General features: G+C 70.1%; 21 protein-coding genes and 1 riboswitch. Of the genes, 20 read left to right on the forward strand and 1 reads right to left on the reverse strand.

The window, feature by feature from the left end:
• Positions 1-203 precede the first annotated feature (203 nt).
• From secY to truA, 12 genes are all read left to right on the forward strand, one after another.
• The gene (gene secY / locus AB0M08_RS08405; RefSeq protein ID WP_364490491.1) at positions 204-1544 is read left to right on the forward strand and encodes a preprotein translocase subunit SecY; all 1341 of its coding nucleotides are present in this window, start codon (positions 204-206) and stop codon (positions 1542-1544) included.
• A 74-nt stretch (positions 1545-1618) separates the two neighbouring features.
• Positions 1619-2272: an adenylate kinase gene (locus AB0M08_RS08410; RefSeq protein WP_364490493.1), complete on the forward strand. Its 654-nt coding sequence runs from the start codon at positions 1619-1621 to the stop codon at positions 2270-2272.
• Between the two features lies 1 nt (position 2273).
• Positions 2274-3110 carry a type I methionyl aminopeptidase gene (map, locus tag AB0M08_RS08415; protein WP_364490495.1) on the forward strand — a complete coding sequence of 279 codons (837 nt, stop codon included), beginning with the start codon at positions 2274-2276 and terminating at the stop codon, positions 3108-3110.
• 58 nt (positions 3111-3168) lie between these two features.
• Positions 3169-3594, forward strand: coding sequence for a DUF1707 domain-containing protein (locus AB0M08_RS08420; protein ID WP_364490497.1), 426 nt, complete (start codon positions 3169-3171; stop codon positions 3592-3594).
• A 217-nt stretch (positions 3595-3811) separates the two neighbouring features.
• Positions 3812-4033, forward strand: a complete 222-nt coding sequence (gene infA, locus AB0M08_RS08425; protein ID WP_007073013.1) for a translation initiation factor IF-1 — start codon at positions 3812-3814, stop codon at positions 4031-4033.
• A 51-nt stretch (positions 4034-4084) separates the two neighbouring features.
• Positions 4085-4201 carry a 50S ribosomal protein L36 gene (gene rpmJ / locus AB0M08_RS08430; protein ID WP_014687778.1) on the forward strand — a complete coding sequence of 39 codons (117 nt, stop codon included), beginning with the start codon at positions 4085-4087 and terminating at the stop codon, positions 4199-4201.
• Positions 4202-4355: 154 nt separating this feature from the next.
• Positions 4356-4736: a 30S ribosomal protein S13 gene (rpsM, locus tag AB0M08_RS08435; protein WP_364490500.1), complete on the forward strand. Its 381-nt coding sequence runs from the start codon at positions 4356-4358 to the stop codon at positions 4734-4736.
• 17 nt (positions 4737-4753) lie between these two features.
• Positions 4754-5161, forward strand: a complete 408-nt coding sequence (gene rpsK / locus AB0M08_RS08440) for a 30S ribosomal protein S11 (RefSeq protein WP_014440747.1) — start codon at positions 4754-4756, stop codon at positions 5159-5161.
• 16 nt (positions 5162-5177) lie between these two features.
• Complete coding sequence (rpsD, locus tag AB0M08_RS08445) at positions 5178-5804, forward strand: 30S ribosomal protein S4 (protein WP_364490502.1); 627 nt, start codon at positions 5178-5180, stop codon at positions 5802-5804.
• Between the two features lie 82 nt (positions 5805-5886).
• Positions 5887-6909: a DNA-directed RNA polymerase subunit alpha gene (locus tag AB0M08_RS08450; protein ID WP_364223319.1), complete on the forward strand. Its 1023-nt coding sequence runs from the start codon at positions 5887-5889 to the stop codon at positions 6907-6909.
• Positions 6910-6945: 36 nt separating this feature from the next.
• On the forward strand, positions 6946-7473 hold the full coding sequence (gene rplQ / locus AB0M08_RS08455; RefSeq protein ID WP_364490504.1) for a 50S ribosomal protein L17: 528 nt from the start codon (positions 6946-6948) through the stop codon (positions 7471-7473).
• Positions 7474-7576: 103 nt separating this feature from the next.
• Complete coding sequence (truA, locus tag AB0M08_RS08460; RefSeq protein ID WP_364490506.1) at positions 7577-8401, forward strand: tRNA pseudouridine(38-40) synthase TruA; 825 nt, start codon at positions 7577-7579, stop codon at positions 8399-8401.
• Here the strand turns inward: truA and AB0M08_RS08465 are convergent.
• Positions 8398-9000, reverse strand: coding sequence for a hypothetical protein (locus AB0M08_RS08465; protein ID WP_364490508.1), 603 nt, complete (start codon positions 8998-9000; stop codon positions 8398-8400). The genes truA and AB0M08_RS08465 overlap by 4 nt on opposite strands.
• A 290-nt stretch (positions 9001-9290) precedes the next feature.
• On the opposite strand from AB0M08_RS08465, the gene AB0M08_RS08470 reads away from it, so the two are divergent.
• The 8 genes from AB0M08_RS08470 (at position 9291) to thiD (ending at position 15752) form a co-directional block, all read left to right on the forward strand.
• The gene (locus tag AB0M08_RS08470) at positions 9291-9911 is read left to right on the forward strand and encodes a methyltransferase (protein WP_364490510.1); all 621 of its coding nucleotides are present in this window, start codon (positions 9291-9293) and stop codon (positions 9909-9911) included.
• Positions 9912-9936: 25 nt separating this feature from the next.
• Positions 9937-11583: an ATP-binding cassette domain-containing protein gene (locus AB0M08_RS08475; RefSeq protein ID WP_364490512.1), complete on the forward strand. Its 1647-nt coding sequence runs from the start codon at positions 9937-9939 to the stop codon at positions 11581-11583.
• 34 nt (positions 11584-11617) lie between these two features.
• Positions 11618-11727, forward strand: a riboswitch (TPP riboswitch).
• Entirely contained in the window at positions 11721-12302 is a 582-nt protein-coding gene (locus tag AB0M08_RS08480; protein WP_364490514.1) for a thiamine phosphate synthase, read from the forward strand. Its footprint overlaps the riboswitch before it by 7 nt.
• Positions 12299-13318 (forward strand): glycine oxidase ThiO, encoded by a 1020-nt coding sequence (gene thiO / locus AB0M08_RS08485; protein ID WP_364490516.1) that lies wholly within the window; start codon positions 12299-12301, stop codon positions 13316-13318. Before AB0M08_RS08480 ends, thiO begins: the two co-directional genes overlap by 4 nt.
• On the forward strand, positions 13318-13509 hold the full coding sequence (gene thiS, locus AB0M08_RS08490) for a sulfur carrier protein ThiS (RefSeq protein WP_364490821.1): 192 nt from the start codon (positions 13318-13320) through the stop codon (positions 13507-13509). Before thiO ends, thiS begins: the two co-directional genes overlap by 1 nt.
• Before the next feature lie 4 nt (positions 13510-13513).
• The gene (locus tag AB0M08_RS08495) at positions 13514-14260 is read left to right on the forward strand and encodes a thiazole synthase (protein WP_364490518.1); all 747 of its coding nucleotides are present in this window, start codon (positions 13514-13516) and stop codon (positions 14258-14260) included.
• A complete protein-coding gene (locus AB0M08_RS08500; protein WP_364490520.1) occupies positions 14254-14991 on the forward strand; it encodes a thiamine phosphate synthase in 738 nt (245 codons plus the stop codon). The genes AB0M08_RS08495 and AB0M08_RS08500 overlap by 7 nt, the downstream gene beginning before the upstream one ends.
• Positions 14988-15752, forward strand: coding sequence for a bifunctional hydroxymethylpyrimidine kinase/phosphomethylpyrimidine kinase (thiD, locus tag AB0M08_RS08505; RefSeq protein ID WP_364490522.1), 765 nt, complete (start codon positions 14988-14990; stop codon positions 15750-15752). Before AB0M08_RS08500 ends, thiD begins: the two co-directional genes overlap by 4 nt.
• Positions 15753-15809 lie beyond the last annotated feature (57 nt).

Genomic DNA, 15809 nt, shown 5'->3' on the forward strand with positions numbered 1-15809 from the left:
CGTCCGGCGGGCATCCCCTTGTGGCGTCTGACCAGCACTTTTGTGGTCGGTTGTAACGCACTGCCGTGGTCACGGCTACCGTGGCTGACTGCGGCGCCGCAAGACTGTTAGAGTCCGTTCCCAGCTAGGGATATCGGTCATCCGGACCGATGCCTTCCCCCCACACCGCCAACCGGGCGGTTACCTCGCGCAGGAGGAAGAAGTTGCTCTCCGCCTTTTCGAGTGCGTTGCGGACGCCTGACCTGCGCAAGAAATTGTTGTTCACGGTGGCGATCGTCGCGCTCTACCGGCTCGGGGCCACGTTGCCCAGCCCTGGCGTGTCGTACACCAATGTGCAGGCCTGCCTCAAGATCACAGAGCAGCAGGGCAACGGCGTTCTGAACCTTCTGAACCTGTTCTCCGGTGGAGCACTGCTCCAGCTCTCGGTCTTCGCGCTCGGCATCATGCCGTACATCACGGCCTCGATCATCCTTCAGCTGCTGACCGTGGTCATTCCGCGGCTCGAGCAGCTCCGCAAGGAGGGTCAGTCGGGCCAGGCCAAGATCACGCAGTACACCCGGTACCTGACGCTCGGCCTGGCGATCCTCCAGTCCTCGGCGTTCGTCGCGCTGGCGCGGACCGGGCAGCTCTTCGGCGGTCTCTGCGACCAGGACGACTCGCAGTACCAGATCATCCCGGAGAACACCGGGCTGCCGATCTGGCTGACCCTGCTGGTCCTGGTGCTCACGATGACGGCCGGCACCGGCATGGTCATGTGGCTCGGCGAGCTCATCACCGACCGCGGCGTCGGCAACGGCATGTCCGTCCTGATCTTCACCTCGATCGCCGCCCGCCTCCCCGGTGAGGGCTGGACGATCAAGCAGTCGAGCGGCACCGCGAAGTTCTTCCTGGTGATCGCGCTGGTTCTGGTGATCATCGCCCTGGTGGTCTTCATCGAGCAGGCACAGCGCCGGATCCCGGTGCAGTACGCCAAGCGGATGATCGGCCGGCGGATGTACGGCGGCACCTCCACCTACATCCCGCTGAAGGTGAACCAGGCGGGTGTCGTCCCGGTCATCTTCGCGTCGTCGCTGCTCTACCTGCCGCAGCTGTACCTGCAGTTCTTCGACAAGAACAACCTCAAGGGCTACCAGATCTGGATCCAGAACTGGCTCGCCGACCCGACCAGCTGGCTGTACATCAGCGTCTACTTCCTGCTGATCATCTTCTTCACGTACTTCTACGTGTCGATCACGTTCAACCCGACTGAGGTCGCGGAGAACATGAAGAAGTACGGTGGTTTCGTACCGGGTATCCGCCCGGGCAAGCCGACCGCCGACTACCTGGACTTCATCCTCAGCCGGATCACCCTCCCGGGCGCGCTGTACCTGGGCCTGATCTCGGTTCTGCCGAACTTCTTCTTCATCTGGCTGAACCAGAGTCAGTACCAGAACTTCCCGTTCGGCGGCACCGCGGTGCTGATCATGGTGGGTGTGGGTCTGGAAACGGTGAAGCAGATCGAGAGCCAGCTCATGCAGCGGAACTATGAAGGGTTCCTCCGGTAGTGGGTACGCGGGGCCGGGGGGCTCTGGCGTCGGCGGTAGGCGTGGCTTCTCCTGACCGAAGCGAGGCGATGTAGGTGCGGCTGGTACTGGTGGGCCCTCCGGGGGCCGGCAAGGGGACCCAGGCTGAGTTCATCGCCGCCCATCTCGCCGTACCGAAGATCTCGACCGGGGACATCTTCCGGGCGAACGTGTCGCAGGGGACGCCACTCGGCGTCGAGGCCAAGCGGTACATGGACGCCGGGCAGCTGGTTCCGGACGAGGTGACCATCAACATGGTCCGCGACCGGCTCGCCGAGCCGGACGCCGGCGACGGCTTCCTGCTGGACGGCTTCCCGCGGACCGTTCCGCAGGCGGCGGCGCTGGACAAGCTGCTGGCCGACCTCGGTACGGCGCTGGACCTGGTGATGGAGCTCGTGGTCGACGACGACGAGGTCGTCCGGCGGCTCTCCGGCCGCCGGACCTGCCGCGGCTGCGGCAAGATCTGGCACGTCGAGTTCGACCCGACGAGCAAGGAGAACATCTGCGACCGCTGCGGGTCGGAGCTGTTCCAGCGGGACGACGACAAGGCCGAGACGATCGGCAACCGCCTGGTGGAGTACGCGGACAAGACCGCGCCCCTGGTGGACTACTACGGCGCTCAGGGCAAGCTGGTGGGTATCGACGCGACCGGTCCGGTGGAGGATGTCACCGTCCGCGCGATCGACGCCCTGCGCTCCTACGGCGGCTGAGATGCGTCGTCAGGAGCAGGACATCCAGCTGAAGACGCCGGAGCAGATCGTGAAGATGCGGGCGGCCGGCCTGGTGGTCGCCGCCGCGCTCGACGCGATGCGGGAGGCGGTCGCGCCCGGCGTCTCCACCGCCGACCTGGACGCGATCGCCGAGAAGGTGATCCGGGACAACGGGGCCGTCCCGTCGTTCAAGGGTTACCACGGCTTCCCGGCCTCGATCTGCGCCTCGGTCAACGAGCAGGTCGTGCACGGCATCCCGAGTGCCGAGCAGGTCCTGGTCGAGGGCGACCTGATCTCGCTCGACTGCGGCGCGATCCTGGACGGCTGGCACGGCGACTCGGCGATCACCGTCGGCGTCGGCGAGACCGACCCGGCGCTGCTGAAGATGGCCGAGATCGCCGAGGACTCGATGTGGGCCGGGATCGCCGCGGCGGCCCGGGGCGTCGCGAACGGCCGGGGCCGGCTCACCGACATCTCGTTCAACATCGAGAAGGTGATCCGCAAGGCCGCCGGCCGGTACGGCATCGTCGACGGCTACGGCGGGCACGGCATCGGCACCGAGATGCACCAGGACCCGCACGTGCTCAACCACGGCAAGCCGGGTCGCGGCCCGCGGCTGATCGCCGGCATGGCGCTCGCCATCGAGCCGATGATCACCATGGGCTCGCCGCGGACCCAGGAGCTCTCCGACGGCTGGACCGTGGTGACCCGGGACGGCTCCCGGGCGGCGCACGTGGAACACACCATGGCGCTCCTGGAGGACGGCGTGTGGGTCACCACCGCCCACGACGGCGGCCGGGCCCGCCTCGGCGATCTGGTGACCGCTAAACAGCCCTAGCGACAGCGCTGCCGGGCGGGCGTGGTCAGACTGGCGCCCGCCTGGCATGCTGTGCCCCATGGGACGCGAGGGGATGCGGGCGGGGGACGCCGACCGTCAGCGGGTCGCCGATCAGTTGAAGACCGCGCTCGATGAGGGCCGGCTCGACCTGGGCGAGTATGACGAGCGGCTCCAGCGGACCTATGCGGCGAAGACCTACGGCGACCTGGACGGGCTTCTCGGCGATCTGCCGGGCCCGATCCCCCGGCAGAGGTCCCAGGTCAACCCGCATCCGGCGGCCCACCTCGGCCACCCGCCGAAGGGGAGCGCGGGACAGGCGCGGGTCGCCCCGGCGCTCGGCGCCTTCCTCATCTGCACGCTGATCTGGGCGATCAGCAGTGCGACCTCGGGCCATCTGCAGTATTTCTGGCCGGCCTGGGTGCTGATCCCGGTCGTTCTCAGCGTCGTCGCGGTTCTCTCGGGCAAGGGCAAGCGTCACCGCTGAGCGACCTGTGACACGCCCGACCCCGGGTTGCGGAACCCTCGGTTTGGCGTCCCTGTTACGTGCGCGTAGACTGGTTTGCTGGCGCGCAGCGTCCACTCCTTCATGTCCTCAGCGCTTCGAGGAACCGGGGGAGCCGCGGCTGGTTCGAGGCGATTTCGGCCCCGGATGAACGTTGCAGAGCGCCTGCCCCAGAACCCGATGTCAGGTAGCGGAGGACATGCCAAAGAAAGACGGAGCCATCGAGATCGAAGGCCGAGTGATCGAGCCGCTGCCGAACGCCATGTTCCGCGTCGAGCTCGCCAATGGTCACAAGGTCCTGGCACACATCTCCGGGAAGATGCGCCAGCACTACATCCGCATCCTTCCCGAGGACAGGGTCGTCGTCGAGCTCTCGCCGTACGACCTGACCCGTGGGCGAATCGTCTACCGCTACAAGTAACCCGGGTCGCGGGGTTTCCACATCCCGTCTGACTGAGAGTTAAGGCAAACCGTGAAGGTCAAGCCGAGCGTCAAGCGGATCTGCAACAACTGCCGGATCATCCGGCGGCACGGCCGGGTCATGGTCATCTGCAGCACTGACCCGCGCCACAAGCAGCGCCAGGGCTGAGCGAGAGCTCTCCCGCGCAGGATCCGTACCACTGAACGAGCCCTTCCCAGCCTCGTAAGAGGCTGTACCCCCGGTCGGAGGCCGGGGCCCACCCGGGCAGGTGGGGTGGCAAGGGCACAGACCTCCGCGATACCAACGAGGAGTACGCCCAGAAATGGCACGTCTCGTCGGCGTCGATCTTCCCCGCGAAAAGCGGATGGAGATCGCGCTCACCTACATCTTCGGGATCGGGCGTACCCGGTCCGTCGAAGCGTTGACCGCTACGGCAATTGACCTGAACAAGCGTGCCAAGGACCTCACCGAAGAAGAGCTGCTCGCCCTTCGTGAGTACATCGAGGCCAACTTCAAGGTCGAAGGCGACCTGCGCCGCGAGGTCGCCGCGGACATCCGCCGCAAGGTAGAGATCGGCTGCTACGCCGGCATCCGCCACCGCAAGGGCCTGCCCGTGCGTGGACAGCGGACCCGGACCAACGCTCGTACCCGCAAGGGCCCGAAGCGCACGGTCGCCGGTAAGAAGAAGCCCGGTCGGAAGTAATAGGAGCGCACTGACTTATGCCACCGAAGGCACGCGCAGGGGCCGCAGTCAAGAAGGTCCGGCGCAAGGAACGCAAGAACGTCGCCCACGGGCAGGCGCACATCAAGAGCACCTTCAACAACACCATCGTGTCGATCACCGACCCGACCGGTGCGGTCATCTCCTGGGCCTCCTCCGGCCAGGTGGGCTTCAAGGGCTCCCGCAAGTCGACTCCGTTCGCCGCCCAGCTGGCCGCCGAGGCCGCTGCGCGCCGCGCCATGGAGCACGGCATGCGCAAGGTGGACGTGTTCGTCAAGGGCCCCGGCTCCGGCCGGGAGACCGCGATCCGTTCGCTGCAGGCCGCCGGTCTCGAGGTCGGTCAGATCTCCGACGTGACCCCGCAGCCGCACAACGGATGCCGTCCGCCGAAGCGTCGCCGGGTCTAAGGGAGAGATCGAAGCAATGGCTCGTTACACAGGTGCGGACTGCAAGCGCTGCCGCCGCGAGAAGATGAAGCTGTTCCTCAAGGGCAGCAAGTGCGACGGGCCGAAGTGCCCGTTCGAGTCGCGTCCCTTCCCGCCCGGCCAGCACGGCCGCGGTCGGACCAAGGAGACCGAGTACCTGCTCCAGCACCGCGAGAAGCAGAAGGCCCGCCGCGTCTACGGCGTGCTGGAGAAGCAGTTCTTCACTTACTACAAGGAAGCTGTCACCAAGCCGGGTCGTACCGGCGAGGTGCTGCTCCAGATCCTCGAGTCGCGTCTGGACAACGTCGTCTACCGTGCCGGTTTCGCCGCGTCCCGCGACGCCGCCCGGCAGCTGGTCAAGCACGGCCACTTCCTGGTCAACGGCGCCAAGGTCGACATCCCGTCGTACCGGGTGAAGGAGCACGACATCGTCTCGCTCCGCGAGAAGTCGAAGGAGATGACTCCCTTCGTCGTCGCGCAGGCCCAGGCCGGTTCCCGTCCGGTGCCGGCGTGGATCGAGCCCATCCCGGCCGAGATGAAGATCCTCGTTCACTCGCTCCCGGCCCGCGCCGTCATCGACACGCAGGTCCAGGAGCAGCTGATCGTCGAGCTCTACTCCAAGTAACAGGTTGCCCGGCGCTTGAACGAGCGCCGGGCAATTCAGATGGCCATCAAATAGCGGTTGGCCTGACAGAAGGAAGAACAGCGTGCTCATCAGCCAGCGGCCGAGCCTCTCGGAAGAGTCGCTCAGCGAGACCCGCTCCCGGTTCACCATCGAGCCTCTGGAGCCGGGCTTCGGCTACACCCTCGGCAACTCCCTGCGGCGGACCCTGCTGTCGTCCATCCCGGGCGCGGCGGTCACCAGCATCAAGATCGACGGCGTTCTGCACGAGTTCACCACCATCCCCGGTGTCAAGGAGGATGTGGTCGAGCTGGTCATGAACGTCAAGGAGCTCACCGTCAGCTCCGAGCACGACGAGCCGGTCAGCATGTACCTGCGCAAGCAGGGCCCGGGCGACGTCACCGCCGGTGACATCCAGCCCCCGGCCGGTGTCTCCGTGCACAACCCCGACCTGAAGCTGGCCACCCTGAACAGCAAGGGCCGGCTCGACATGGAGCTGACCGTGGAGCGTGGCCGTGGCTACGTCACCGCGGCCCAGAACAAGAGCGCGGGCGCGGAGATCGGCCGGATCCCGGTCGACTCGATCTACTCGCCGGTGCTCAAGGTCACCTACCGCGTCGAGGCGACCCGTGTCGAGCAGCGGACCGACTTCGACCGGCTGATCATCGATGTCGAGTCGAAGGCGTCCATCTCGCCGCGGACCGCTCTGGCGTCGGCCGGCTCGACCCTGGTCGAGCTCTTCGGCCTCTGCCGTGAGCTGGACGAGACCGCCGAGGGCATCGACATCGGCCCGTCGCCCCAGGACGCGCAGCTCGCTGCCGACCTGGCCCTCCCGATCGAGGAGCTGGACCTCACCGTCCGGTCGTACAACTGCCTCAAGCGCGAAGGCATCAACTCGGTGGGCGAATTGATAGGGCGTACGGAGGCCGACCTTCTGGACATCCGGAACTTCGGCCAGAAGTCGATCGACGAGGTCAAGATGAAGCTCGCCGGAATGGGCCTGGGCCTCAAGGACAGCGCGCCGTCCTTCGACCCGGCGCACGTCGTGGACTCGTTCGGCGACGTGGACTACGACACCGACGACTACCGCGAGACCGAGCAGCTGTAAGGCTCGGGCGCGCCCCATTTTCAAGGAGCATCTGAAATGCCCACGCCCACCAAGGGTGCCCGCCTCGGCGGCAGCCCGGCGCACGAGAAGCTCATCATGGCCAACCTGGCCACCGAGCTCTTCCGGCACGGGAAGATCAAGACCACCGAGACGAAGGCCAAGCGGCTGCGCCCGCTGGCCGAGCAGCTCATCACGAAGGCCAAGCGCGGCGACCTGCACGCCCGTCGCCGGGTCCTGGCCACCGTGAAGGACAAGGACGTCGTGTACGCCCTGTTCGAGCAGATCGCTCCGCGGTACACCAACCGCCCCGGTGGCTACACCCGGATCACCAAGACCGGCCCGCGCAAGGGTGACGCCGCTCCCATGGCGATCATCGAGCTGGTCGAGGAGGCCCAGGTCGCGGCCACCACCTCCGCCCCGTCCAAGGAGGCCCGCAAGGCCGCCGCGCAGCAGGCCAAGGTCGAGGCCCTGGCCCCCGAGGAGGAGGAGCTCCCCACGAGCGCCGCCGCCGAGGAGCCCGCGGCCGACAAGGCCGAGGACAAGGTCGAGGACGACAAGGCCTGACGGCTTTGATCTTCGGAAAGGCCCGGCATCCTTCTTCGGGGTGCCGGGCCTTTCGCCTTTTCAAGCGACATTTCCCGTACGGATCACAGGAGCACGCTGCGGCATGACGGACTCCATCCGCCTTCGACTGGACGTCTCCTACGACGGCGCCGACTTCTCCGGATGGGCCGTCCAGCCCGCCCGCCGCACCGTCGCGGGTGTGCTGATCGAGGCGATCCAGCGCCTGCTCGGTGCCGACCACGCCGACACGCCGCTCGGGCTCACGGTCGCCGGCCGGACCGATGCCGGGGTGCACGCGACCGGCCAGGTGTGCCACGTCGACCTCCCGGCGGCCCGGTACGCCGAACTGGAGAGCTCGCTGCTGCGACGTCTCGGCGCGCTGATGCCACCGGACGCCCGGGTCCGTTCGATCGCCGAGGTGCCGCCCACCTTCGACGCCCGCTTCTCGGCGACCTTCCGGCGCTACGAGTACCGGGTCTGCGACGAGGCCTGGGGACCGGAGCCGCTGCGCCGCCACGACACCCTGGGCTGGCTGCGCCCGCTCGACCTGGACCTGCTGAACGAGGCCGCCGCGGGCCTGCTCGGCGAGCACGACTTCGCGGCGTTCTGCAAGCGCAAGGAGCACGCCACCACGATCCGGGCGATCAACCGGCTGGACTGGCGCCGCGATCCGGACCGGATCCTGGTCGCCACGGTCCAGGCGGACGCGTTCTGCCAGTCGATGGTCCGCAGCCTGGTCGGCGCCATGCTCGCGGTGGGAGAGGGGCGCCGTCCCGCGGAGTGGCCCGCCAAGCTGCTGACGATGCGCGAGCGGTCCAGCGAGGTGATGGTCGCGGCCGCGCACGGGCTGACCCTCGTCGAGGTCGGGTACCCCGACGAGGGCGAGTACGCGGCCCGCGCCGACGCCACCCGCCGCCTGCGCGCCTAGCGAGCCCGGCGGGCCAGGACGGTTCCGCTCAGGTATCCGTCCAGCAGGTTCGCGGTGATCGCTTCCGGTCCGGCGCTGGTCACCGGCGCGTCCGGCGGGGTCGTGATCACGCAGTAGAGCAGGTAGTGGCCCCGGGACCGCCAGCCCACCGGGGTGCCCGGGGTCGGCTGGTCACCGGTGATCGCGGTGAACCCGCCCTCGCTGGTCTCGACGAGGCGGCGGACCCGCTCGCCGACGGCCGTGGCGCTCTCCGTGTCGGCGAGGTTCAGGATGCCGGCCGTGACCCGGTAGCCGCCCTCGGGGACGGTGAGGGAGGCGCGGACCGCCTGGGAACACCCGTACCCGGAGATCGCCTTTCGCAGTGCGCCGGTGACGGTGACCCGGCAGTCGGCCTCGACCTCGGTCCGGTCGACGCGGTAGCCGGCGGCGCCGGTGGGGAACGCCTCGGCGGCGGTGAGCGGTCGCGGGTCGACCGAGCGGGAGGCGATGGCGCGGTCGGTGGGCTCGGCCGGTGGCTCGTCGCCGACGATGAGGAAGCCGCTGGTCAGGAGGATCCCCAGCACGATGAGCCCGGCCAGCCCTCGGGTGAGCAGCTGCATCGTGGCGTACGGATCGCGCCGGGCATGCCGCCGGGACCGGCGCCGGTCGTGCGGGAAGGGGCTGTGGATAAACCTGTGGACAGCGCTGTGGATATCGCGGTTGGGCTGGCGATGTTGGCCGGTGGCGGGGCGGAGCAGGGTACGGACCAGGATCATGTGCAGACCAGGGGTGTCGGGGATGGTGGCGGACCGCCTCGGGGCAGGTTAGAGGCGCACGTCGGTCGATGAACGCACAGCCTGTCCGGTACCCCGGCCTACCGGTGCGGAACGGGCGGCGGGAGACTGGTGGGGTGAGCACCGAGCATTACTTCTCCGCCGAGCCGGACGCCCCGATGCGGCGTGGCGAGATCGAGTTCAGCGTCGCCGGGCGGGACTACCGGCTCGCCGTCGCCTCCGGGGTGTTCTCGGCCGGGCGGCTCGACCCCGGGACGGCCGTGCTGCTGCGCAAGGCCGCGCTGCCCACCGCGCCGACCGAGGGCGCGCTGCTCGACCTGGGCTGTGGATACGGGCCGATCACCTGCGTGCTGGCGAGCGAGGCGCCGCGCGCGACGGTCTGGGGCGTGGACGTCAACGCCCGTGCCCGCGAGCTGGCCACCGAGAACGCCGCCGCGCTGAAGCTGGCCGATCGGGTGCGGGTGGCGGCCCCGGACGACGTGCCCGACGGCGTGACGTTCGCCGAGATCTGGAGCAACCCGCCCACCCACATCGGCAAGGCCGGGCTGCACGCGCTGCTGGAGCGCTGGCTGCCCCGCCTCGCGCCGGACGGCACCGCCTGGCTGGTGATCAACAGGCACCTCGGCGGCGACTCCCTGCACGCCTGGCTGGTCGGCCTCGGCTGGCAGGTCGAGCGGGTGGCCAGTCAGAAGGGGTTCCGGGTGCTGCGGGTCACCGGAAATCCGGCTGCCGCCTGACGCGCGACAGGGAAGGATGCCCGGCATGGGTTACGTGGATGTCGCCGGTGCCGGGTTCGTCCTGCCGGACGGGCGGGAGCTCTTCACCGACGTGTCGTTCCGGGTCGGCGAGGGTGCCAAGGTCGCGCTGGTCGGGCCGAACGGGGCGGGCAAGACCACGCTGATGAGGATGGTGGCCGGGGACATCCCGGCCCAGAGCGGGACCATCGCGCGCTCCGGCGGGCTCGGCGTGATGCGGCAGTTCATCGGCATGATCGGTGACGACCGGACGCTGGAGGACTTCGCGCTCTCGCTGGTCACCCCGCCGCTGCGGGAGGCCGGGGAGCGCCTGCGGAAGGCCGTGGCGAACCTCGACGAGACCGAGAAGAGCCAGATCGCGTACGCGAACGCACTCACCCACTGGGGCGAGGTGGGCGGCTACGACGCCGAGGTGCTCTTCGACACGGTCGCCGTCGCCATCCTCGGCAAGCCGTGGGAGGAGGCGAAGGACCGCATCGTGCGGACGCTCTCCGGCGGCGAGCAGAAGCGTTTCGCCCTCGACCTGCTGCTCCGGGGCGGCGACGAGGTGCTGCTCCTCGACGAGCCGGACAACTTCCTCGACGTGCCGGCCAAGCGCTGGCTGGAGCAGCGGCTGCGCGAGTCGTCCAAGTCGGTGCTCTACGTCTCGCACGACCGGGAGCTGCTGAACCAGACCGCCGACCGGGTGGTCGCCGTCGAGGGCGGCGGCGCGTGGACGCATCCCGGCGGGTTCGCCTCCTGGCACGAGGCCCGCGGGAACCGGCACGAGCGGATGGAGGAGCTGCGCCGCCGCTGGGACGAGGAGCACGAGAAGCTCCGGGAGCTCGTCTTCACCCTGAAGAACAAGGCCGCCTTCAACGACGGGCTGGCCTCGCGCTACCAGGCCGCGCAGACCCGCCTGAAGAAGTTCGAGGAGGCCGGCCCGCCGCCGCTGCCGCCCAAGGAGCAGTCCGTCCGGATGAATCTGCGCGGCGGGCGTACGGCCAAGCGTGCCGTCATCTGCGAGGGCCTGGAGCTGACGAACCTGACCTTCCCGTTCGACCTGGAGATCTGGTACGGCGACCGGGTGGCGGTCCTCGGCGCGAACGGCACCGGCAAGTCGCACTTCCTCCGCCTGCTAGCGGCCGGTGGCACGGAGCCCGACCTGGAGCACAAGCCGGTCGACGGCGCCCCGCTGGCCCACGTGGCGCACGAGGGTGTCGCGCGGCTCGGCGCCCGGGTCCGGCCGGGTCACTTCTCGCAGACCCACGACCGGCCCGAGCTGATGGAGCGGACGCTGGTCGAGATCCTCTGGCGGGGCGACGAGCACCGTTCCGGAGTGGACCGGGCCGGCGCGATGAAGGTGCTCAGCCGGTACGAGCTCTCCGCGCAGGGTGACCAGAGGTTCGGCACGCTCTCCGGCGGCCAGCAGGCCCGTTTCCTGGTCCTGCTGCTGGAGCTCTCCGGCGCGACCGTGCTGCTGCTCGACGAGCCGACCGACAACCTGGACATGGCCTCGGCCGAGGCGCTGGAGCAGGGGTTGCAGGCGTTCGACGGCACCGTGATAGCGGTCACCCACGACCGCTGGTTCACCCGCTCCTTCGACCGCTTCGTGCTGTTCAGGGGAGACGGCGACGTGGTCGAGGTCCCGGAACCGGTCTGGGACGTCCGCTAGCGCAATCCTTACTGCGGAGTTATGGTCCGATTACACGTAACCCACGGGAGTCCGGGCACCGGGCTGAGAGGGGGGCTGATGCGGCCCCCGACCGTAGAACCTGATCCGGGTCATGCCGGCGCAGGGAGGAGTGCTTCATGCACGGTTCGGTCTTTCCCCGAGTCCATGTCATAACCGACTCGATCGACGTCGTCCGGGGCGTCGCCCAGCCCGGTGTGGCGGTCCAGATCAGAGTCAAGGTCAACGACGCTTTCGCGTACGCCGTCGCGGTCGAAGCCGTCGCGATCTGCCGAGCGAACGACGCCCTGTGCCTGGTCGACGACCGGGTCGGGGTCGCGCTGGCGTCCGGTGCGGACGGCGTGCACCTCGGCGCCGACGATCTTCCGGTGGCCGCCGCCCGCCGTGTCCTCGGGCCCGCGGCGACGATCGGCGCCACCTGCCGGGACGCCGCGCAGGCGCGCGCCGCGGTTCGTGACGGCGCCACCTACCTCGGCGTCGGGCCGACGTACCCGACCTCCACAAAGGATGGATTGCCACCACCGCTCGGACCGGAACGGGTCGCGGCGATCGCCGCGGCGGTCCCGGGTACGCCGGTGGTGGCGATCGGCGGCATCACCCCGCGACGCGTCCCGCCCGGGGTGCACGGGGTGGCCGCGATCTCCGCCTTCGCGGCGGACCCGAAGGGGGCGGTGGCCGAGTTCCTGGCAGCCCTCCGATGATCGCGGTCGTCGGTGGCGGGATCATCGGGCTCTCGATCGCGTGGGAGCTGCGGCGCCGCGGAGCGGACGTGGTCGTGTACGACCCGGCGCCGGACGGCACCGGCGGGGCCTGGCACGTCGCGGCCGGGATGCTCGCACCGGGCGGGGAGTCGGCCTTCGAGGTCCCGGCGCTCCACGCGCTGCTGGCGGTGTCGAACGATCTCTGGCAGAGGTTCGCGGCGGCGCTCGGGCCGGTCGGGTACGACGAGGCCGGGACGCTCGGGGTGGCGCTGACCGCGGATGACGTCGCCGAGATGGCGCGGGAGTGGCGGCATCAGGGGCTCGCGCCGTTGACCGGGTCCCAGCTGCGGTCCCGGGAACCGGCGCTGTCGCCCCGTGTCCGGGCGGGCGCCTACGCCGCCACGGAGCGCCAGGTCGATCCACGTCGGGTAGTGGCTGCCCTGCGCGCCAGTTTATCGGGAGATATCGTACCGGAAAGCGTTGTTGATCTTGAAAAAGTGGACGCTGATCGGATCGTGGTCGCGGCGGGTTGTGGGACGGCGGCACTGACCGGGCTGCCGATCCGACCGGTCAAGGGCCAGGTGCTGCGCCTGCGGGGCGAAGCCGGACTCCTCCGTCATGTGATCGGCGGCTCGGCGGACGGGCGGCATGTCTACCTCGTCCCGCGGGCCGACGGCGAGGTGGTCGTCGGCGCCACCCAGGAGGAACGCGGCGACGACCGGCCGACCGCGGGCGGGGTGCACGAGCTGCTGCGCGCGGCGCTCGACCTGGTGCCCGGGCTGGCCGACCACGAACTCGCCGAGGTCACCGTCGGGCACCGCCCGGGAACCCCGGACAACGCCCCGATCCTGGGCTTCCTCGACGACGATCGCCGGATCGCGGTCGCCGCCGGGCACCACCGCAACGGGGTGCTGCTCGCCCCGATCACCGCCCGGCTCATCGCCGACCTGGTGCTCACCGGCTCGGCCGATCCCCTCATCGACGACTTCACACCCGGGAGGTTCGCGTGCGTCTGATGGTCAACGGCCGGCATCAGAACCGGTCCGAGTCCTGCTCGGTGGCGGCCCTGGTCGCCGAGATCACCGCGGCGAGCCGTGGTGTCGCGGTCGCCGTCAACGGCACCGTGGTGCCCCGCTCGACGTGGGCCGAGGTCTCCCTCGCCGACGGCGACGCGATCGAGGTGCTCACCGCGGCGCAGGGGGGATGACCGGATGTCCTTCCTTCCCCTCAACGGCCTGATCGTCGGCACCGGCGGGGCGACCAGCCTGTCCGCCCTGGAGGACGCGATCCTGGCCGCGGAGACCACGCTGGTCACCGTCGCGCTGCGCCGGGTGGAGGCGGCCGGGCCGGGGCTGCTGCCGATGCTCACGCGGCTCGGCGTCCGCGTCCTGCCGAACACGGCGGGTTGCTTCACGGCCGGCGACGCGGTGCGGACCGCCCGGATGGCCCGCGAGGCGTTCGAGACCGACCTGATCAAGCTGGAGGTGATCGGCGACGAGCGGACCCTGCTGCCGGACGGCGTCGAGCTGCTCCGGGCGGCCGAGACGCTGGTGGCGGAGGGTTTCACCGTGCTGCCGTACACCACCGACGACCCGATCCTGGCCCGCCGTCTCGCGGACGCCGGGTGCGCCGCGGTGATGCCGGCCGGCTCGCCGATCGGCTCTGGGCTCGGCATCGCGAACCCGCACCACATCGAGCTGATCCGGCAGAGCGTCGACGTGCCGGTGGTGCTCGACGCGGGGATCGGCACGGCCTCGGACGCCGCCCTGGCGATGGAGCTGGGCTGCGACGCGGTGCTGGTGGCCAGCGCGATCACCCGGTCGGACGATCCGGCGGGGATGGCGGCGGCGATGCGGCACGCGGTCGCGGCGGGCCGTCTCGCCCGCACCGCCGGACGCATCCCGCGCCGATACCACGCGATCGCGTCCACATCGGACGAAGGGATTCCGGTGTGGTGACCCCTTTCGGTCTCGTGCTGCTCACCGACCGGCGGTCCGCTGCCGGCCCGCTTCCGGCGGTGGTCGAGGCGGCGGTCCGCGGCGGCGTCGCGTGGGTCATCCTGAGGGAACGCGATCTGCCGTACGGGGAGAGAGCCGCCCTCGCCGCCCGCCTGCGAACCCTGCTGCCACCGGGGCGTCTCATCGTGGCCGGACCGGACCCGCTCGGCGGCTCGGCGGTGCACCTGTCCGCGGCCGACCCCCTGCCCGTGCCCGACCCCCTGCCCGTGCCGCCCGACCCCCTGCCCGACTCGCGTCCCGCCCGGTCCTCAGCCGGCCCGCGGTCCGCCGGGCTGTCGATGGTCGGGCGCTCCTGGCACGGCCGTGAGCCTCTCTCCGCTGTGGACTACGTGACCCTGTCGCCGATCTATCCGACGCTCACGAAGCCCGGATACGGCCCGGCCCTGACCCCGTCCGGCGCCGCCGCGCTGTCCCCACCGGTCCCGTGGCTTGCTCTGGGCGGCGTCGACACCCCCGCGCGGGCCCGGGCGTGTGTGGCCGCGGGCGCGTCCGGCGTCGCGGTTCTCGGCGCCATCATGCGTGCCCCCGACCCGTTCCTGGTCGCCCGCGCCCTGTCGCTCGCTCTCTTGGCTGGTACGCAGGGGTGTGTGGCGGGGCCTGAGGCACCCGTGAGCGCCAGCCGGGAGGGCGACGGGATCCTCCTGGCCGGCGCCGAGGGGTGGGTGGGGTGACGCCGCGGGTGGTGGTGACGATCGCCGGGTCGGACTCCGGCGGGGGAGCGGGGATTCAGGCGGATCTCAAGACGTTCGCGGCGCTGGGGGTCTACGGGGTCTCCGTGATCACCGCGATCACGGCGCAGAACACGCTCGGCGTGACCGGGATCCATCCCGTTCCGGCGGAGAGCGTGGCGGCGCAACTGGACGCGGTGCTCTCCGATTTCGACGTGGCGGCGGTCAAGGTCGGCATGATCGGGGATCCGGCGATCGTCACGGTGATCGCCGAACGGGCGGCGGATCTGCCGAATCTCGTCGTCGACCCGGTGCTGGTGGCGACCGCGGGCAGCCGGCTCGGGGACGTCGACGTCGTCCGGGGGCTCACGGCGTACGCGGAGATCCTCACACCGAACCGGCACGAAGCCGGCGCCCTCGTCGGGAGGGCGATCGAGACGGCCGGGGAGATGGCCGAGGCCGCGGCCGAGATCGGTCAGAGCGGGGCGCGCGCGGTGGCGGTCACCGGCAGCGAGGTCGCGCTCGACGTGCTCTGGTGCGAGGGCCGGTTGATCGAGTTGCACGGGGAACCGGTCAAGACCGAGAACAATCACGGCTCGGGCTGCACGTTCTCCTCCGCGATCGCTGTCCGGCTGGCCCTGGGCGACACGATCCCGGATGCCGTCGTGACCGCGAAGGACTACGTCGCGGGTGCGCTGCGCGGCGGCAGCGAATGGCGGCTGGGCGCCGGGCCCGGACCGCTGAACCACTTCTGGCAGTTCTAGCCCGGCGAGTCGCGGTGTGGGCCGAATGCTGCCCGGCGCCGTCGTTTTCATCATCAT

The sequence above is a fragment of the Actinoplanes sp. NPDC051851 genome (genome assembly GCF_040681165.1).
Classification (GTDB): Bacteria; Actinomycetota; Actinomycetes; order Mycobacteriales; family Micromonosporaceae; genus Actinoplanes.